The sequence below is a fragment of the Paeniglutamicibacter sp. GQ140 genome (genome assembly GCF_059759235.1).
Map to the genome: position 1 here is coordinate 225,588 of NZ_JCAXDW010000001.1, position 17,775 is coordinate 243,362.

General features: G+C 67.1%; 16 protein-coding genes. 10 read left to right on the top strand and 6 right to left on the bottom strand.

Annotated features, from left to right (window positions below):
- Positions 1-49: 49 nt before the first annotated feature.
- From AC6CHY_RS01025 to AC6CHY_RS01035, 3 genes are read left to right on the top strand one after another with little or no spacing between them, the layout of a single operon-like run.
- Positions 50-1,261: an XdhC family protein gene (locus AC6CHY_RS01025; RefSeq protein ID WP_498225132.1), complete on the top strand. Its 1,212-nt coding sequence runs from the start codon at positions 50-52 to the stop codon at positions 1,259-1,261.
- The gene (locus tag AC6CHY_RS01030) at positions 1,252-2,100 is read left to right on the top strand and encodes an FAD binding domain-containing protein (RefSeq protein ID WP_498225133.1); all 849 of its coding nucleotides are present in this window, start codon (positions 1,252-1,254) and stop codon (positions 2,098-2,100) included. Before AC6CHY_RS01025 ends, AC6CHY_RS01030 begins: the two co-directional genes overlap by 10 nt.
- Positions 2,101-2,105: 5 nt before the next feature.
- The gene (locus AC6CHY_RS01035; protein WP_498225134.1) at positions 2,106-4,928 is read left to right on the top strand and encodes a molybdopterin-dependent oxidoreductase; all 2,823 of its coding nucleotides are present in this window, start codon (positions 2,106-2,108) and stop codon (positions 4,926-4,928) included.
- Here the strand turns inward: AC6CHY_RS01035 and AC6CHY_RS01040 are convergent.
- The 5 genes from AC6CHY_RS01040 to AC6CHY_RS01060 all read right to left on the bottom strand — a co-directional run bounded on the left by AC6CHY_RS01040 (position 4,905) and on the right by AC6CHY_RS01060 (position 9,376).
- The gene (locus AC6CHY_RS01040) at positions 4,905-5,528 is read right to left on the bottom strand and encodes a nucleotidyltransferase family protein (protein ID WP_498225135.1); all 624 of its coding nucleotides are present in this window, start codon (positions 5,526-5,528) and stop codon (positions 4,905-4,907) included. The genes AC6CHY_RS01035 and AC6CHY_RS01040 overlap by 24 nt on opposite strands.
- Before the next feature lie 189 nt (positions 5,529-5,717).
- Positions 5,718-6,710 (bottom strand): glycine betaine ABC transporter substrate-binding protein, encoded by a 993-nt coding sequence (locus AC6CHY_RS01045; protein ID WP_498225136.1) that lies wholly within the window; start codon positions 6,708-6,710, stop codon positions 5,718-5,720.
- A gap of 2 nt (positions 6,711-6,712) precedes the next feature.
- Positions 6,713-7,495 carry an ABC transporter permease gene (locus AC6CHY_RS01050; protein ID WP_498225137.1) on the bottom strand — a complete coding sequence of 261 codons (783 nt, stop codon included), beginning with the start codon at positions 7,493-7,495 and terminating at the stop codon, positions 6,713-6,715.
- Positions 7,492-8,742: an ABC transporter ATP-binding protein gene (locus AC6CHY_RS01055; RefSeq protein ID WP_498225138.1), complete on the bottom strand. Its 1,251-nt coding sequence runs from the start codon at positions 8,740-8,742 to the stop codon at positions 7,492-7,494. The genes AC6CHY_RS01050 and AC6CHY_RS01055 overlap by 4 nt, the downstream gene beginning before the upstream one ends.
- Entirely contained in the window at positions 8,735-9,376 is a 642-nt protein-coding gene (locus AC6CHY_RS01060; RefSeq protein WP_217387685.1) for an ABC transporter permease, read from the bottom strand. The genes AC6CHY_RS01055 and AC6CHY_RS01060 overlap by 8 nt, the downstream gene beginning before the upstream one ends.
- A gap of 950 nt (positions 9,377-10,326) precedes the next feature.
- Here AC6CHY_RS01060 and AC6CHY_RS01065 point away from each other — a divergent pair.
- The 4 genes from AC6CHY_RS01065 to AC6CHY_RS01080 all read left to right on the top strand — a co-directional run bounded on the left by AC6CHY_RS01065 (position 10,327) and on the right by AC6CHY_RS01080 (position 14,738).
- Complete coding sequence (locus tag AC6CHY_RS01065; protein WP_217387426.1) at positions 10,327-11,655, top strand: type III PLP-dependent enzyme domain-containing protein; 1,329 nt, start codon at positions 10,327-10,329, stop codon at positions 11,653-11,655.
- Positions 11,655-13,184, top strand: a complete 1,530-nt coding sequence (locus AC6CHY_RS01070; protein WP_498225139.1) for an N-acyl-D-amino-acid deacylase family protein — start codon at positions 11,655-11,657, stop codon at positions 13,182-13,184. The genes AC6CHY_RS01065 and AC6CHY_RS01070 overlap by 1 nt, the downstream gene beginning before the upstream one ends.
- Positions 13,181-13,816: a bifunctional 4-hydroxy-2-oxoglutarate aldolase/2-dehydro-3-deoxy-phosphogluconate aldolase gene (locus AC6CHY_RS01075; RefSeq protein WP_217387423.1), complete on the top strand. Its 636-nt coding sequence runs from the start codon at positions 13,181-13,183 to the stop codon at positions 13,814-13,816. The genes AC6CHY_RS01070 and AC6CHY_RS01075 overlap by 4 nt, the downstream gene beginning before the upstream one ends.
- Positions 13,817-13,892: 76 nt before the next feature.
- Entirely contained in the window at positions 13,893-14,738 is an 846-nt protein-coding gene (locus AC6CHY_RS01080; RefSeq protein WP_498225140.1) for a fumarylacetoacetate hydrolase family protein, read from the top strand.
- A 76-nt stretch (positions 14,739-14,814) separates the two neighbouring features.
- Here the strand turns inward: AC6CHY_RS01080 and AC6CHY_RS01085 are convergent, their stop codons facing one another.
- Complete coding sequence (locus tag AC6CHY_RS01085; RefSeq protein WP_217387421.1) at positions 14,815-15,711, bottom strand: NADP-dependent oxidoreductase; 897 nt, start codon at positions 15,709-15,711, stop codon at positions 14,815-14,817.
- Positions 15,712-15,898: 187 nt separating this feature from the next.
- Between AC6CHY_RS01085 and AC6CHY_RS01090 the strand changes: the two genes are divergently transcribed.
- From AC6CHY_RS01090 to AC6CHY_RS01100, 3 genes are all read left to right on the top strand, one after another.
- On the top strand, positions 15,899-16,312 hold the full coding sequence (locus AC6CHY_RS01090; protein WP_336245018.1) for a winged helix-turn-helix transcriptional regulator: 414 nt from the start codon (positions 15,899-15,901) through the stop codon (positions 16,310-16,312).
- 153 nt (positions 16,313-16,465) lie between these two features.
- Positions 16,466-16,930 carry a ribonuclease E activity regulator RraA gene (rraA, locus tag AC6CHY_RS01095; protein WP_217387420.1) on the top strand — a complete coding sequence of 155 codons (465 nt, stop codon included), beginning with the start codon at positions 16,466-16,468 and terminating at the stop codon, positions 16,928-16,930.
- Between the two features lie 115 nt (positions 16,931-17,045).
- A complete protein-coding gene (locus tag AC6CHY_RS01100; protein WP_254455748.1) occupies positions 17,046-17,702 on the top strand; it encodes an SDR family oxidoreductase in 657 nt (218 codons plus the stop codon).
- The last annotated feature ends 73 nt before the right edge of the window (positions 17,703-17,775 follow it).

A 17,775-nucleotide genomic window follows, 5' to 3' on the forward strand; every position in this document is an offset into this window, starting at 1 on the left:
CGCGCCCGCCCAACGCCCACCCCCGTCTGCATCGTCAGGGATGCCCGCCATGCTCAATCTCCATTCCTTGTTGAACGCCACGACGGTGGCTGCCGGAGAATCCTTCGCGGTGGCCACCATCGTGGGCACGCGGGGGTCGGCCCCGCATCCCATCGGCACCTCGATGCTCATCCATGAAGGTGGCCGGATCACCGGTGCGCTTTCCGGCGGCTGCATCGATGCCGCAGTGCACGCCGCGGCCCTCGAAGCCCTGGCTCAAGGGACATCCCGCCGGGAACACTTCGGATATTCGCCCGACGATCCCTTCGCCGCCGGGCTGACGTGTGGAGGGGAAGTGGACGTCCACATTGGGCCCTTTGGCGCGGACTCGCCCATGCACGGGCTGCTGAGCGACTTCGCGATGCTTCCCGCCGCGGATCCGGTGGCGCTGGTGCGCCGGATCGATGCCGGATCCTGCGGCGCAACCCTGGTTTCGGCACCCGCCACCCAGACGGTGCCGTCCCTGGCCACATTGCTGGCCCCGCTGGTGGGGGCACCGGCCGGTGCACTCGCCGCCGGGTTCTGCCTTCCCTTGGTTGCCGCCGGTCGCACCGGAACCATCCGCCTCGACCGGGAGGCAGGGTTCCCCGGCACCGAGCTCCTGGAGTTGCTTGTCGAGTCGCGGCTCGCCCCGCCGCGCATGATCGTCTTCGGGGCCAACAGCTTCGCCGGGGAACTGCTCAAGCTGGCCCCGCTGCTCGGATACGCCACCACGCTCTGCGATGCCCGCTCCGCATTCACCCTGCAGCCACGCTTCACCATGGCTGACGAGATTTCCACGCGCTGGCCGCACGACTACCTGGCCGCCGAAATCGCCGCCGGCCGCGTCGATGAACGCACGGTGCTGTGCGTGCTGACCCACGACCCGAAATTCGACATCCCGCTGCTGGCCCTGGCACTGGGCCAACCCGTCGCCTACGTCGGCGCCATGGGGTCGCGGACCAGCCACGAATCCCGCCTGCGCGCGTTGCGGGCGGCGTCCGTCCCCGAGGAGGCCCTGGCCGCGCTGCACTCCCCCATCGGCCTCGACCTGCAGGCCGGCACCCCCGGCGAGGTCGCCATCGGCATCGCCGCGGAGATCATCGCCGCCAGGTCCCCGCGCGCAACGGGTTCCTCCCTGAGCTCCACTTCGGGCCCCATCCATGGGCAGCCCCCGGGCCAATGCTCCACGGAAACGGCATCCGGCCACCAACTGAAGCGGGAGGTCCCGTCATGGACCTGAACACCATAGAGGCAATGGTCCCCACGGCCGATCCCCGCGAGTTCCGCACCGGCGATGCCTGGCTGGCCGGCGGAACCGTGCTCTTCTCCGAGGTGTCCCCAAACCTCACCCGGCTGCTGGATCTGACCAGTGCGGGCTGGACGCCCGTCACCGTGCGCACCGACGGCATCGAGTTCGCCTCCACCTGCACCATCGCCGAGCTCTACGCCGTGCCGGAAGACCCCGCGGTGCCACCTCAGTGGAGGGCCATCGACCTCATCCGCCCCGCCTGCGACTCGTTCGTCGCATCCTTCAAGATCTGGAACCTCTCCACCATGGGAGGGAACATCGCCACCTCGCTGCCGGCCGGCCCCGTCATCTCGCTGTGCGCCGCGCTGGACGGGAGCCTGGAAATCCACGCGCCGGACGGAAGCACTCGCCGCGAAATGGTGGCCGACTTCGTGGTGGGCGATGCCGCCAATACCCTGCGCCCGGGAGAATTGATTCGCTCGATCTTCGTTCCGGACCACGCGTTGCGCGCCAGGACTGCATTCCGCCGGCTGTCGCTGACCAACCTGGGCAGGACCGGCGCCATGGTCATCGGGCGCCTGGACCAGGACGGGCTCCTGGTACTGACCGTCTCCGGTTCCACGACCCGGCCGATGCAGCTGCGCTTTGGCCCCGGCGACCATCCCACGCCATCCCGGCTGCTGGCCCGGCTCGATGATGCCATTGCACCTGCCGACTACCACGACGACATCCACGGGCGCCGCCCCTGGCGCCAGGCCATGACCCGGCGGCTCGGTGTGGAAGTGCTCGGCGAACTGCTGTCCTCCCCCGGCCCCGGAAGCCAAAGGTAGCGCCCATGTCCATCCAGGTCAACGGATCCCCCGCAGCCGGCGTCCCGGCACCGGGCCAGTGCCTGCGCACCTTCCTGCGCGCCGAAGGGGCCCTGGGCGTGAAGAAGGGCTGCGACGCCGGCGACTGCGGGGCCTGCACCGTGCACGTCGACGGGAACCCGGTGCATTCCTGCCTCTACCCCGCTGCCCGCGCCGAGGGCCGGAGCATCACCACCATCGAGGGACTTGCCGCGGAGCAGGGCAGCGACGGCGGGCTGGCACCCATGCAGGAACAGCTGGCCAGGGCCCAGGGATTCCAATGCGGCTTCTGCACCGCCGGACTGATCATGACGGCATCCACCTTCGACGACGGGCAACTGCAAGACCTGCCCCGGAACCTGAAGGGAAACCTGTGCCGCTGCACCGGCTACAGGTCCATCGAGGATGCGGTGCTGGGACGCGACGGGGAGGGCTGTTCGCACCCGCCCGGGGAAAGTTGCGCGCTGGACGAAGCGGCGGCGGCCCGGGACGGCGAGGTGGGCAGCAACGTCGGGGACCCCGGGGCACGTGCCGTCGTGACCGGCACCGCCCGCTTCGCCATGGATGTCCCCGAGGCCGAATACCCCGGCCTGCTGCACCTGGTGCTGGCCCGCTCCCCGCACGCCCATGCCCGCATCCTGTCCATCGATGCAGCCGCGGCCCTGGCCCTGCCCGGGGTCCGCGGGGTGCTGACCCACCAGGACGATCCGGGGGTGCTGTATTCCACGGCCCAGCACGAGGTCCTGGAGGACGATCCGGCCGACTCGCTCGTCTTCGATTCGGTGGTCCGCTTCGTGGGCCAGCGGGTCGCGGCGGTGGTTGCCGATTCCGTGGCCCAGGCCGAGGCCGGTGCCCGGGCCCTGGTCATCGACTACGAGCTGCTTCCGGCAAGCCATTGCCCCGCCGACTCCCTGCGTCCCGGCGCCCCGCACCTCCACGGGGACAAGGGCGCCGCCTCGCGCATCGCCAATGTGCAACGCAACATAGCGGCGGAGGTGCACCACGAGATCGGCGACGTGGAGGCGGCGCTTGCGGCAAGCGACGCCACCTACACCGAAACCTTCAACACGCAGCGGGTGCAGCACGTGGCCCTGGAGACCCACGGCGCCACGGCGTGGTTCGACGAGGCGGGGGTGCTGAACCTGCGTTCCTCCACGCAGGTCCCCTTCCTGGTGAAGAGGACACTCGAAAGGGTCTTTTCGCTGCCCGCCGGCTCGGTGCGAGTGGTTGCCGGGCGCGTCGGCGGCGGCTTTGGCGGGAAACAGGAGGTGTTGGTGGAGGACGTGTTGGCGCTTGCCGCACTGCGCTTCCGGCGCCCGGTCCGGCTCGAGCTCACCCGCAGCGAGGTGTTCGCCGACACCACCACGCGCCATCCCTTCGCCGTCAAGGTCAGCGTCGGGGGCACCACCGGCGGCACGCTCACGGCCCTGGCCATCGACGTGGTCACCGACACCGGGGCCTACGGCAACCATGCCCCGGGCGTGATGTTCCACGGTTGTTCCGAGTCCATGGCCGTCTACAACGCGGCCAACAAGCGCGTGGACGCGGTCGCCGTGTACACCAACACCGTGCCCTCCGGCGGGTTCCGCGGCTACGGGTTGAGCCAGATCATCTTCGCCATCGAATCGGCCCTCGATGAACTGGCCCGGAAGCTCGGGGCCGACCCGCTGGAGTTCAGGGCCAACGCCATGCTGCGCGAAAATGACGCCATGCTTTCGCTTCACCCCGACCCCGAACCGGACCTGCTCATCGGATCCTACGGACTGGACCAGTGCGTGGAGCTGACACGCAACGCCCTGCAGCGCGGAGCGGCCCGGGGCGCCGACGGGCACGAGCTGGACGGGCATTGGCTGATCGGCGAGGGCACCGCCCTGTCCATGATCGCCACGGTGCCCCCGCGCGGGCACCACGCGCATTCGATCATCGAGTCCGCCGGCGACGGCACCTTCGTGCTGAAGGTGGGGACGGCTGAATTCGGCAACGGCACCTCGACCGTCCACACGCAGCTGGCCGCCGATGCGCTGGGAACGGGTGCGCAGTCGGTGGTGTTGCTGCAGTCGGACACCTCGCTAACCGAACACGACACCGGCGCCTACGGATCCTCCGGAACGGTGGTGGCGGGCAAGGCCACCGAGGCCGCCGCCCGGGCCCTGGCCCAGCAGCTGTGCGAGGTGGCCGCCGAACTCGGTGCCGGGCAGGTGGAGGACTGCGTGCTGCATCCCGCGGGCGTTTCCTGCGCCGGCCAGTTTTTCACCCACCGGCAGCTGCGCCGGGCCGCGGTGCCCAGCGGGCGGCACCGGGCCGAGGGCAGCTGGGGCGGCACGCCGCGGTCCGTGGCCTTCAACGTGCACGGGTTTCGGGTGGCGGTGGATCCCCGCACCGGCGAGATCCGCATCCTGCAAAGCGTGCAGGCCGCCGACGCGGGCGTCGTGGTGAACCCGCGCCAGTGCCGCGGGCAGATCGAGGGAGGCATCGCCCAGGCGCTGGGCGCAACGCTCTTTGAGGAGCTGCTCATCGACGGCACGGGGAAGGTGGAAACCGACGTGTTGCGCCGATACCACATTCCCACCTTTGCCGATGTCCCGCGCAGCGAGGTCTACTTCGCCAAGACCGCCGATGCGCTGGGGCCGCGCGGTGCCAAGTCCATGAGCGAGAGCCCCGTCAATCCGGTGGCCCCGGCGCTCGCCAATGCCCTGCGCGATGCCACGGGGATCCGCTTCACGCGGACCCCGTTCCGCCGCGACGACGTCTACCTGGCCCTGGAGGCAGCCGGCAAGGTCCCGCCGCTAGTGCCGTTCGAGCAGGTGTAGGTCGGCGACGGTGTCGATGTCCTGTCCGGTGTCCAGATCCGAGCAGTCAACGAGGTCGACCAGCTCCCGGCGCCCGGCCAGGTAGGCCCGCGCGCCTTTATCGCCGGTGGCGGCGGCCGCCGCCGGGGCGACGTGTCCCGGGGCGAAGAGCACCGGGTGTCCGCGCCGCAGGTGGGCGATGTCGGGGCCGTAGGCGGCGGCGGTGATCCGTGCCGGACGGTGTTCGGCCAGGATCCGGCGGACCAGTTTCGCGTTCAGGCCGGGTTGGTCCACCAAGGCCACCAGGGCACCTGCGCCGTCGGGGACTGTCTCCAGGCCCAGCGCCAGGGACGAGCCCATTCCGCTGGCCCAGTGCTCGTTCACCAGCACGGTGGTGCGTCCCTTGTCTTTCAGCTCGGCCGCTACCCGCTCGGCCTCGGCCCCCAGAACCACCACGACGCGGGTGCAGCCTCCGCCCAGCAGTGCAGCAAGGGCGGATTCCAGCAGGCTCCGTCCGTCCGGCTTGCGCAGCAGGGCCTTGGGACCACGGCCCAGGCGCGATCCCGAACCGGCGGCCAGCAGCACCCCCACCACGGGAGGGCGTTCGCTCGGGTTGGTCATCTGCCCATCGTAGGACCAAACAGCGCCCGGTTGCCCGGGACCGCGCGTTGGGGGCGAGTCATCGGGTCATGCGTCCAGCCCCTTTGCCCGACCAATGGGGGTGGAATACCTATGGGTCCCGCATATGCCAAGGCCCGCCGGAAACGTTGACAATCTGTTCCTGGCGGGCCCGTGCTTTTCGCTTGACGTCTACGGCTTGGAAATGAAGCCTTCGGCGACCATCCATTCGAAAGCCACGTCCGCGGGCTCCCGGCCGTTGACGTCGACCTCCAGGTTCATGGCCTGCAGCGCCTCGTCGGTGAGCTTCGGGGAAATCTGGGCAAAGACTTCCTCGACGCCCGGGTACTTGTCGGCAAACTTCCCGAAGAGCACCGGGGCCACGTTGTAGGCGGGGAAGTATCCCAGGTCATCCTCCAGAACCGTCAGGTCCAGGGCCTTGATGCGGCCATCGGTGGTGAAGACCTCGCCGAAGTTGCAGTCGCCGCTGTCGGTGGCGCTGTAGATCGCCCCGGTGTCATAGATCCCGACGTTCGAGTCCGGCACCGACTTGGGATTGCCGCGCTCGAGCCCGTAGAGCTCCAGCATCGGGTTCAGTCCGTCGGAGCGGGAGTTGAATTCGGCATCGACGCAGAACGTCAGGTCCTTGGGATCCAGGTCCTTGAGCTCGGAAAGCTTGGAAATTCCGCCCAGGTCCTCGACCGCCTCGCTGCGCACGGCCATCGCATAGGTGTTGTTCATCGGTGCCGGCCTGCCCCAGATGATCCCGTTGCCCAGGTCCTGGTCATGCACCGACCGCCACATCTTGGCCTGGTCGGCAATGCCTTCCTCGTGCCCCAGGTAGGTCATCCATGCCGTGCCGGTGTAGTCCCACATCATGGTGGCCTGGCCGGAATGAATCAGTTCGCGGGTAGGCTGGCTGCCGGGAACATTGGTCAGGTCCTTGACCTTGAACCCGGCGGCCTGGCCGGCCAGCACGGCGATCTTGCCCAGGATCAGTTGTTCGGTGAACGCCTTGCTGGTCACCGTCATGGTCGGGTTCTCGGGCAGGTCCGGCAACGGGCTGATGCTGCCCGGTCCGGCCGGCGGCACGTACGAACCGGCCGAGGACAGTCCACACCCGGTCAGCAGCACGCCGGCCGCCGCAACGAGCGCGGTTGATTTAATCCATTTTGCTGCATTCATCTCTAAAGTCCTTTCGGCCGGGCGAGCTGTTCCACGACACGGCCAAGCCAGTCGATGAGCAGCGCCAGCAAGGCCACCAGCAGCGATCCCGCAATCAGGACGACCGTAAGGTTCAGGTTCACCCCGGTGGTGATCAGGATGCCCAACCCGCCGCCATTGATGAAGGCGGCGAGGGTCGCGGTGCCGACTAGCAGCACCAGGGCGGTGCGGATGCCCGAAAGCATCACCGGGACCGCCAGCGGCAACTCGACCTTGAACAGCACGGCCATGGAGCTCATGCCCATGCCGCGGCCGGCCTCGACGAGGCGTTCGTCAACCTGCTTGAGCCCCACCATGGTGTTGGTCAGCACCGGCAGGATCGCATACAGCACCAGGGAGACCACGGCGGCCCAATATCCGAAGCCCATCCAGAAAGCCAGGATGACGACCAGGCCAATGGCCGGGGCGGCCTGTCCGATGTTGGCCACTGCCATCACCGGGTTGGTGAACCGGCGCATCGAGGGCCGGGTGAGCACGATTCCCAGCGGGATGGCGATGACCAGCACAATCAGCGCGGCAACCACCGTGAGGTTCAGGTGCTCGACGGTGTATCCCCAGAGGGTTGCCGGGTCCAGCGTGGTGCGTTCGGTGTCGGTCAGCTCTGCGTTGGCCAGCCAGACCGCGACGGCGGCCAGTGCCACAATGATTCCCAGCAGCTGCAGCCCCAGCACCCGCCACGGGTGCTCGACGGGTCTGCTGGGCTCGGTGATCTGGGCCAGGTTGGAGCCGGCGGCAAGTGTGCTCATCGTGGTTCCTCCGCGCTGCGTGGCTCCGCCGCCACGGCATCCTCCACGGAAAGTGCAGGAATGGCACCGGAGTTCAATCCGACGGGGGCATCGGATCCGTCGGCGGACGCGGCGTTGGCCTGGGAAATGGCCTCCATGATGGTCTGCACGTTGATCAGGCCCCGGAAGACGTCGCGCCGTCCGGTGACCACGGCGGTTTCGGAGCTCGAAACCAGCATGGTGTCCAAGGCGTCGTTGAGGGTCGACTGGTCGCTGACCAAGGGCATCGATTCATCGACGGTGTCATCGATCAACTGCAGGCGGGAGAGCTGGCGACGGGTAAGGCGGCGAATGGGGCGGCGGCGCTTGTCCAGCACCACTGCATACGAGGAGCCATCGCCCTGGAGCCGGGAGAGCACGTCGCTGGCCAGCTCGCCGGGCAGTGCGGTGATCGTATCCATGAGATCGACTTCGTTCACCCGGGTGAGGGTCAGCTGTTTGAGGCCGGCACCGGATCCGATGAAGTTCTCCACAAACTCATTGGCCGGGTTGGCCAGGACGCGTTCGGGCGAGTCGTATTGGACGAGCTGGGCGCCCTCGTCGAAGACGGCGATCCAGTCCCCGAGCTTCACGGCCTCGTCGAAGTCGTGGGTGACCATGACGATGGTCTTCTGCACCTCGGACTGGATGTTCAGCAGTTCGTCCTGCAGACGCTGGCGGGTGATCGGGTCCACCGCGCCGAAGGGCTCGTCCATGAGCAGCACGGGCGGATCGGCCGCCAGCGCACGGGCCACGCCCACGCGCTGCTGCTGCCCGCCGGAGAGTTCCTTCGGGTACCTGTCGCGATAGATGGCCGGATCCAGCGAGACCAGCTCGAGCAGTTCGTCGACGCGGGCGGCGATCTTGTCTTTCTTCCAGCCCAGCATCTTGGGAACGATGGCAATGTTCGCTGCCACTGTCATGTGCGGGAAGAGCCCGCCGGCCTGGATGACGTAGCCGATGCGGCGGCGCAGGGTGTCACCGTCCATCTTGGTGACGTCTTCGCCGTTGATGACGATCTTTCCGCCGGTGGGTTCGATGAGGCGGTTGATCATTTTCAGGGTGGTCGTCTTGCCGCAGCCGGAGGGGCCGACGAACATGACAATGCTTCCGGCGGGGATTTCGAGGGTGAGTCCGCCGACGGCCGGCTTGATTTGGCCGGGGTATTGCTTGGTGACTACGTCAAGCAAGATGGATGCGCCAGTGATGGCGTCAGAGGATTCAGACACGGATACCTCGCGGGGTGGTAAGTCGGCCGATGCCGAGCAGAATGAGATCAAGAATGAAGGCCAGGATGACCACGCCGATGACGCCAACAAGCACGGAGTCAAAGGCCTTGGCTCCACCCAGGCGGGAAAGGCCGGAGAAAATGAATCCGCCGAGGCCGGGGCCCAGGGCGTAGGCGGCAATTGCGGCAACGCCCATGACCATCTGGGCCGATACGCGGATGCCGGAAAGAATGACGGGCCAGGCCATGGGAAGCTCCACGGTGGCCAGTGTCCGCATCCGGCTCATGCCGATACCGCGTGCGGACTCCACGACGGACGGGGAAATGCCTGCCAGACCGACGATGGCGTTGCGGATGATTGGCAGTGCCGCAAAGAACGAGACCACGATGACTGCCGGGGTGACGCCGAAACCGAAGGGTGCGATGAGCAAGCCAATGGCGGCGAACGAAGGGATGGTCAAGCCGATGGCCGAGACCCCGTTGGCCAGGGAAGATAGGGACTTATTGCGGTAAACCAGCGCAGCGATCACCACGGCGATGACCGTTGCGAGGATCAGACACTGCGCAACTAGCGAGAAATGCTGCCATGAGGCAAACAGTATTTGGCGGATTCTTTCGCCAATAAATTCAAACACATCAAAACCTGCTTCACTTTGGTTACGTAGCCTGCTCTCGTCGGCCCGAAAGACCTTGGATACCGAGTAAACATACGTGAATAGACGCCTCGTATCTACCTGAGAGCGCCCCAGACATCGCATCGTGATTGGTTCGTAATTGATGGATTTATCCAAAAATTATCCGTTCAACTCACCATTTGCAGAGCCCGCGGATAGCAACATCAAACACTGGAAAATCCTTGTATTCAAAGGGCGGATAATCGATTCGGCCGACGCTGGCGGGAACGCCCATGTCCTTCTGCGCACGTCCGCAGTCGAGCCGCCTGGCGAACGCTTCGTCGGACCTCGTCGTGGCTGAAAAAAGTATTGACCCTCACACCAAGGGACCGGATTCGCGTCAGTATTCGTTCTTCCCGCGTCAGGCATTTTCACGCCTGCGGGACGTGTCTCGGGCGTTGTTTTCGATTTCGCCGGAGTAGTGGCGGCACGAAGCTCGGCGCACGGGGCATCGCCGGCGCTTTCCAGCTATCCGAATGGGACAATGATTACGCCTCTTTCGAGGCCTGAATAAGTATTCCTATTCCGTCGCTCGACAAAATTCGGGATGTTTCCACGGAACCAGCCAAAGAGTTCATGAACCTTATCTGAATGTTCCCTGTACTTCCGGATTCGGGCAGGTGAACTCCCTCGGCGTTCCACGGATCCTCATATTGGTCAGCCAACCTGCTGCTCCTGTGTTCATTCAGTTGGCAACGCCTTTTTGAGCCCCGGCCTGACGCGCCGTTCCCGCATTCCGCATTGGCTGCAGACGGGCACCCTGCCCCATTCCGGAAATTATTGACGAATTTTTCCTCACCGTGTTAGACATGGAGTCTGTGTGTCCGTAACTCCCCATGACCATCCAGCACAGTGCCTCTGGCCGAATTAATAAGGAATTAGCCGTGGATGATCTTGCACAATCGGAACGTATGACTCTGGCATCCCCCGCCTACGCTGTCGACATGATGGCCAGCCTGGGCCAGGTCACCCTTGACTGGCGACACAAATCGATCCCAGCCACCTTCCATGGGCAAAGCGCCGCCGAATTTGTCTCGCGTGGCGTTGACCTTTCCCAGCTTCAGACGCCGCTGTTGACCCTGGACCTCATGGCCATGACCCACAACCTCAAGCAGATCTCCGCCTGGGGCAGTGCGCGCGGGGTGCTGCTGTCCCCGCATGGCACGACCACCATGGCACCGCAGCTGTGGGCCGAGCAATTGGAACGCGGCGCTTGGGGAATCACGCTGGCCAACTACGCCCAAATGCGTGTGGCACACGCCCATGGCATCGCCAAGGTGCTTCTCCCCAACACTCTTTCCGATCCGGCAGCCATCGCTTGGGTGGCCTCGGTGACGGGGGACGACTTCGAGGTCGTTTCGTGGGTCGACTCGTTGCAGAGCGTGGAGATGCTTGAAGCCACGCTCACGAAGCTGGCGGCAACCACGGGAAGCGTGCCCACGCCCCTGCGCTTGATGGTGGAGCTGGGAGGTGCCGTCGGCCGTACCGGCGCCCGTTCCATCGACGCGGTGCTGGACATTTCCCGCGCCGTGGCAGCGGCCACCCACCTCGTCCTGGTCGGCATCGGCGGCTATGAGGGGGCACCGGCGCACAGCGCCGACGAAGCCGCCCTGCAAACGGTGCGCGATTACCTGGTGGAAATGCTCAAGGCACACAAGCTCATTCTGGCCTCGGGACACTACTCCGAGGGGTCTAACCTGATCCTGAGCACCGGCGGCCGGGCCAGCTTCGAAGACGTTGCCTCGATGCTCTCCACTGCCATCGATTCCGATGCAGGGGGCCGTCGAATCGATGTGCTGATCCGTTCCGGGGACTACCTGGTGCACGATGACCGGTTCCACCGCGGCATCTCGCACTTCGCCCGCCGGGGCCTCGCCCCGTTCCGCGCCGCCATGCACGGCTGGGCGCGCGTGGTTTCCCAGCCGGAGGAAGGGCTGGCCCTGCTTGACGGCGGCAAGCGCGACTTCCCCTTCGACGAGGGCCTGCCCGAACCCCAGATGATCGGGCCCGACCTGGGCAGTGAAATGGCCGAACTAGTCGGTGCGAGCATCGTGACGCAATACGACCAGCATTCGTTCCTGCGCTTCGATCCGGCCACCACCACGGTGAAGGTCGGCGACGTGGTCAGGCTGGGCCTGTCCCACCCGTGCACCGCCTTCGACAAGTGGACGCTGATCCCGGTCCTGGAGGACGCCACCGAGGACCAACGCGTCGTCTCCCTAGTTCACACCTTCTTCTAATGCGGATCGATGCCGTGCGCCCGGTCCCGGTGCGCACGGCCATCACCCGCACCCTCGTCGTTGACGGCACCGGCGGTGCACCCTACCCCGGCGACGTCCTGCTGGCCGGCGGCCTCATCGCCGCGATCCTTCCGGAAGGTAGCTTCGTCGATGACGGGGCAACCCTGGTCATAGACGGTTCCGGCATGGTGACCTGCCCGGGGTTCATCGACCTTCACGCGCGTTCGGGCACGGCCCTGTCGGCGGATCCGGAACGCCTGGCCGCGCTCACCCAGGGCGTGACCACGGAGGTCCAGGGGCAGGACCTGCACTCCCGGGAGACCGTGGCCCAATGCCTCGACCGGCTCGATCGGGGCCGCGGCACCAATGTCGGAATCCTGCTGCAGCAGGGCGACCCACGGGCCACGGGGAGCGTGGAGGGTGCACCGATGGCCGAACGGCTTGTTGCCCAGGCCAAGGCCCTGGCGGGCGCCATGAAGCAGGGCGCGGTGGGGCTGTGCCCCGGGCCCGAACATGCACCCGGGGCATACGCCACCCCGGCGGAGCTTGAGGCCCTGGGCGCCGCGGTTGCCGCCCACGGGGGCTACTGGTCTCGCGTCCACGACCCAAGCGGCGACACGGTGCTGGACTCAGTCGCCCGCAGCATCGGGCTGGCCGCCAAGACCGGGGTCTGCCTGCACCTTGCCCACCTTCGCCTCGGTGCCGGGGAGGAACCCGGAATGGTCGCGGAATTACTGGCCATGCTTGACTCTGCAATGGATGCCGGGGTCGACCTGAGCTGCGATTCCCACCCGTATCTGGAGAGCCCCGGGTTGCTGTCCTCGCTGCTACCGCAGTGGGCCCGGGACGGCCCGGCCGCCGAAGTCCTGGACCGGCTCAACGATGCCGATGCGCTCGCCCGGATCCGTGCCGAACTTGAGGCCGACGTAGGCATTGACTGGAACACTGTGCGCGTCTGCGCGGTTGGTTCCGGGCACTTGGAGATGCTGGTGGGCCAGGACATCGCCCGCATTGCCGCGATCCAGTCAACCGACGCCCTCACCGCCTTCGTGCGGATCCTGGCCGCGGATTCGCTGGCCACCGAAATCCTGCGGCGCACGGGCACCGAGGAAAACCTGCGGGCGATCATGGGGCACCGCAGCCACACCGGTGCCGGCGTCGGGTTCCCCGATGCCGCCGCCCACCCCGGCACGTGGGGAGCCTTTCCCCGCCTGCTGGGCCGCTACGTCAGGGAGACCGGGTTGATGGACCTGCCGGCCATGATCCACCAACTCACCGGCCGTCCCGCGGCCCGGTTGCGGCTTGCCGGCCGCGGGATTCTTGCCACGGGAAACGCCGCCGATGTGGTGGTCTTCGACCCGGATGCCATTATTGATGTGGCCACCTTTGCCGATCCACGGCAACCGGCGGCAGGAATCAAGCATGTGTTCGTCAACGGCGTTGCCGCCGTTTCCGGGCACCTACCCACTTCGGCCCTTGCCGGCCGGGCGCTGCGTCGCAGCGCGGAAGGAAAAACGCAATCCACATGAACACGCCGGAAATGATTCAGATGCTCCACCGGGACAAGGCACTGGCGGTGGTCCGTACCGAGGCGATCACCGACGCCGCGGAATTGTGCGGCGCACTGGTCTCCGGAGGCATCAACGCGGTGGAACTGACGTTCACCACCCCCGGGATGCTCACCCACCTGGCCCGCGCCGCCGAAACCGCGCAGACGCACGGCGCGGTGGTCGGGGCCGGAACCGTGCTGCACGCCGACCAGGCGCGTGCCGCCATCGACGCCGGGGCGCAATTCATCATCGCCCCGGGGATCCGCCCGGAGGTCGCCGAGGTCGCAGCGCAGGCAGGGGTGCCCTTCTGCCTGGGCGCCATGAGCCCCACCGAGGTGGCCATGGCCCTTGACCTGGGCAGTGCCATGGTCAAGATCTTCCCCGCGGCCATCATGGGGTCGCAATACCTCACCGAGCTGCAGGGACCCTACCCGGGCGTGCGCCTGCTGCCCACCGGCGGCGTCACCCTCTCCAACGCCAAGGAGTTCCTGGAGGCCGGGGCGCTGGCGGTCTGCGTCGACTCCTCGGTGGTCCCGGCGGCGCTGGTTGCCGCCGGGGAACACGACGCCATTGCCAGGCTCGCCGCCGAATTCACCGCGGCCCTGCACTAGCGGGACCTCCGGGCCGGGGAAGACAAACTCCGTCACCGGTGCCCGGGCGGGGTTGCGCATGTGATGGGATAAGGGCATGAAACTTGCCACGCTGCGCCGAGCCGGTGCCTCCGATAACACTTTCGCCGCCCTGATCACCGAGAAGCACTTCACCGAGCTCGAGGGCTTCGCCGACGTGGGTGCCTTCCTGGCCGCCGACCCCGAGGCCCGCACCGCGGCCCTGGGCAACGCCGCGACCGGCACAGCCACCGACCTCGCCGAGGCGGACTATGCCCCGCTGATCACCAACCCGGCCAAGGTCTATTGCATCGGCTTGAACTACCGCAACCACATTGCCGAGGTCGGCAAGGAAGAACCCGAGTTCCCGACGGTCTTCACCAAGTTCGCGTCTTCGCTCGCCGGTGCCAACGACGAGATCCAGATCCCGGCCGAGGACCACCGCATCGACTGGGAGGGCGAGCTGGCAGTCATCATCGGCGAACCCGGGCGCCGCATTGCCGAGTCCGACGCCCACAAGCACATTGCCGGCTATGCGGTCTCCAACGACGTGTCGATGCGCGGCTACCAGGGCCGCACCACCGAGTGGACCCAAGGCAAGTGCTGGGATGCCGCCTCCCCGCTGGGTCCCTGGCTGGTCAGCCCCGAGGCCTTCGCGAAGGGAGCGAGGATCACCACGCGCGTGAACGGCGAGGTCGTCCAGGAGGACTCCACCGCCGATTTGGTCTTTTCCCCCGCCGCGCTGGTGGCCTACCTGTCGGTGTTCAACGAGCTGCGCCCGGGCGACGTGATCCTCACCGGGACCCCCGCTGGCGTGGCGCTGGGACGGCGAAACGAGGCCGGACGCCACCCCTGGCTGAAGGCCGGCGACGTGCTGGAAACCTCCATCGAGTCCCTGGGCACCAGCAGCAACACCTTCGTCTAGGCATCCGCCTCCCCGCGCCACGCCCCGGGTGCCGGCGGTCGTCCATGGCCGCCGGCCCGGAGCTGGTCCATCCGCCTCAGGGGATGAGTACGAGCCGCCCGCGCAGGCCGCCCGCGGCCAACCGGGCGTGGGCCGCCGCCGCCTCCCCCAGCGGGTAGGTCCGTGCGACGCGGGTGCCGATCTTGCCTTGGTCTGCGAGTCGGGAGAGCTCGGCGAGCTGGGCGCCGTCGGCCCGCACCGCGAGCGCGTCGACCCGGACGCCGCGCTCCGCCTCGGGTTCCCGTCCCGGCCACAAGCCGACGTAGGATCCACCGTCCCGGACGGCGGCGATCGCGGCCGACCCCAGAGCCGCGGCGTCGAGCACGCCGTCGAAGCCGGAAGACTCAAGAGTCGTCCCCCGGGACAGGAAATGGCTGGCTCCGCGAGATCGGAGGGACGCCTCGTCGACGGCCGAGGCCAGCGCGGTGACCTCCAGGCCCTGCCAGTGGGCCAGCTCCACGGCGTATCCCCCGACCCCGCCGGCCGCGCCCGTGACGAGCAGGCGTTGCCCCGGTCGCAGCGCCAGCAGGCCCAGGGCCTGCGCCGCGGACATCGTGTTCAGTGGCAGCACCGCGGCATGGACATCGTCGAGAGAGGCCGGGGCAGGGGCGACCGCTTCCACATCGAGGACGACATAATCAGCATGTGTGCCCAGCGGTTCATGGTGGCCCTCCGCCAGGCCGATGACCCGGTCTCCTACAGCCCAGGCGACCCCGGGGCCCAGGGCATCAATCGAGCCGGCAACATCCCAGCCCAAGCCGATTCGTTCGCCGGCTCCGCCGAAGACCCCCGAACGCATGGCAACGTCCACCGGGTTCAGCGCCGCCGCGCCGACTTTGATCCTGACCTGACCGGCTCCGGGAACTGGCACAGGGACCTCGGTGATCTGTACTGCCTCGGGTCCACCGAAGCGTGAAACGGTTGCGGCGCGCATGAACATGGCATTCCTTAGGGGTTGGGGCGGGCGAAGCAGAACTCCAGTGGTGACGGCCCGAGGCGATGGTCGCGGCCCGGTGCCCTGGTTCGGCTACTTACGCGTGGTGTGTACCTCCATACTGGGACAGTATGGATATCGCTACAAAAGGCACATTCGTGTGCGCAAGAGGAAGGACAGGTGCGCTGTGGAACACATCCCACGCACGGCACCGGTCGGGGCCCTGACCGGGCCATGCTCCCGTTGGCCGGCGGAACACGGCGAAACCATCCGGCAGATCATCGAGCGGGCGGGCAACAAGTGGGCCGTGCTCATCGTTAGTTCACTGAATTGCGGGCCTCTTCGCTACACCGACCTGCTGCACTCCATCCAAGGGATCTCCCAGCGGATGCTCACCCACACCCTCCGCCAACTGCAGCGTGACGGCCTGATCACCAGGACTTCCCATCCAGAGGTACCCCCACGGGTGGAGTATGCGCTGACGGATCTGGGCACTACCCTGCTCGTCGCCGTCACCACGCTGATCGACTGGGCCGGCACCCACCACGACGAGATCCAGGACAACCGCACCCGCTTCGACAAGCCGGCTGCCACCTCCTGAGGCCCGGTGCCAGCCGGAGAGACCTGCCGTTGCCTCTCGGCCCGTCCCCGTGACGGCACGAACAAGTCACGCCAATCCAGGGGCCCGGGCCAAAAATCGGTTCGGACGTAACAGCGCATGGATCTTGCCGCCACAACTCGTAGGCTGGGGCACATGACGTTTACCACCTGTGACCTCTTCGACAACGACGAAACCCTGCAATCGGTTTCCCTGCAATTTGAGAACCTCGGTGCCCACCCCCGTTTCAGCGGTCTGGTGCGCACGGTGCGCTGCTACCGGGACAACGGCCTGGTCAAGTCCCTGCTCAACTCCCCCGGTGAGGGAGCGGTGTTGGTCATCGACGGTGCCGGGTCGCTGGAATCCGCACTGATGGGCGACATGATTGCCGCCGCCGCAGTGGAAAACGGATGGGCGGGTGTCGTGGTCAACGGCGCGATCCGCGACCGCGTGGCGTTGGCCGACACCCCGCTGGGGATCAAGGCCCTGGGATCGAACCCGCGCAAGAGCGCCAAAGACTCGGTGGGCGCGGTGGACCTGGTCGTGGCCTTTGGCGGCGTCACCTTCGTCCCAGGTGCGATGCTCTATTCGGACGAAGACGGGATCCTGGTGGCCTCCTAGGCCCCCGCCCGCCCCGGTGTGTTCGGCACCTCCGGGCGAAAACTGAAAGACTGTCGGGAAGGACCCCGCCGGACCCACGCGCCGGGCGCATGTTGAACACGACTCAAGGAGCATCATGAAAGTCACGATCATTGGCGGCCACGGCAAGGTCGCCCTGCTGGCAGCCGCCGAATTGTCCAAGCGCGGCGACTCGGTCACCTCGATCATCCGCAACCCCGACCACATCGCGGATATCGCCGCCACCGGTGCCACGGCCCTGGTGCTGGACGTCGAAAACGCGACGGCCACCGAAATGGCCGAGGCCTTCACGGGGGTCGACGCGATTGTCTGGTCGGCCGGTGCCGGCGGCGGAAATCCCGACCGCACCTATGCCGTTGACCGCGACGCCGCCATCCGTTCCATGAACGCGGCGGAGATCGCCGGAGCCAGGCGCTACGTCATGGTCTCGTTCCTGACCGCCGACACCGAGCACCTGGTGCCCCTGGATGACCCGTTCTACCCATACATGGCGGCCAAGATCGCCGCCGACGAGCACCTCCGCGCCAGCACCCTTGACTACACCATCCTGGGACCCGGCGCGCTGACGCTGGCCGAACCCACCGGTTTGCTGACCCCGAACCCCGACCCGGCAGCCGACACCTCGACGTCCCGGGCCAACACCGCGCTGGCCATCGTGGCGGCACTTGACGAGCCGGCAAGCATCGGCCGCACCATCAATTTCTGCGACGGCGACACCCCGCTCCCCCAGGTCGTGGCGGGCACCCGGCAGTAATCCGAAGCGAAGGCTTCATTGACAGGTGCGAATGCCCCACGCAGGATTGGGCATACGCCACCCACACCAGCCT

Bases quoted from the DNA above. Each gene is read 5' to 3' on its own strand.
- AC6CHY_RS01025 (WP_498225132.1), top strand. From the start codon at position 50: ATGCTCAATCTCCATTCCTTGTTGAACGCCACGACGGTGGCTGCCGGA.
- AC6CHY_RS01030 (WP_498225133.1), top strand. From the start codon at position 1,252: ATGGACCTGAACACCATAGAGGCAATGGTCCCCACGGCCGATCCCCGC.
- AC6CHY_RS01035 (WP_498225134.1), top strand. From the start codon at position 2,106: ATGTCCATCCAGGTCAACGGATCCCCCGCAGCCGGCGTCCCGGCACCG.
- AC6CHY_RS01040 (WP_498225135.1), bottom strand. From the start codon at position 5,528: ATGACCAACCCGAGCGAACGCCCTCCCGTGGTGGGGGTGCTGCTGGCC.
- AC6CHY_RS01045 (WP_498225136.1), bottom strand. From the start codon at position 6,710: ATGAATGCAGCAAAATGGATTAAATCAACCGCGCTCGTTGCGGCGGCC.
- AC6CHY_RS01050 (WP_498225137.1), bottom strand. From the start codon at position 7,495: ATGAGCACACTTGCCGCCGGCTCCAACCTGGCCCAGATCACCGAGCCC.
- AC6CHY_RS01065 (WP_217387426.1), top strand. From the start codon at position 10,327: ATGACTCTGGCATCCCCCGCCTACGCTGTCGACATGATGGCCAGCCTG.
- AC6CHY_RS01070 (WP_498225139.1), top strand. From the start codon at position 11,655: ATGCGGATCGATGCCGTGCGCCCGGTCCCGGTGCGCACGGCCATCACC.
- AC6CHY_RS01075 (WP_217387423.1), top strand. From the start codon at position 13,181: ATGAACACGCCGGAAATGATTCAGATGCTCCACCGGGACAAGGCACTG.
- AC6CHY_RS01080 (WP_498225140.1), top strand. From the start codon at position 13,893: ATGAAACTTGCCACGCTGCGCCGAGCCGGTGCCTCCGATAACACTTTC.
- AC6CHY_RS01085 (WP_217387421.1), bottom strand. From the start codon at position 15,711: ATGCGCGCCGCAACCGTTTCACGCTTCGGTGGACCCGAGGCAGTACAG.
- rraA (WP_217387420.1), top strand. From the start codon at position 16,466: ATGACGTTTACCACCTGTGACCTCTTCGACAACGACGAAACCCTGCAA.
- AC6CHY_RS01100 (WP_254455748.1), top strand. From the start codon at position 17,046: ATGAAAGTCACGATCATTGGCGGCCACGGCAAGGTCGCCCTGCTGGCA.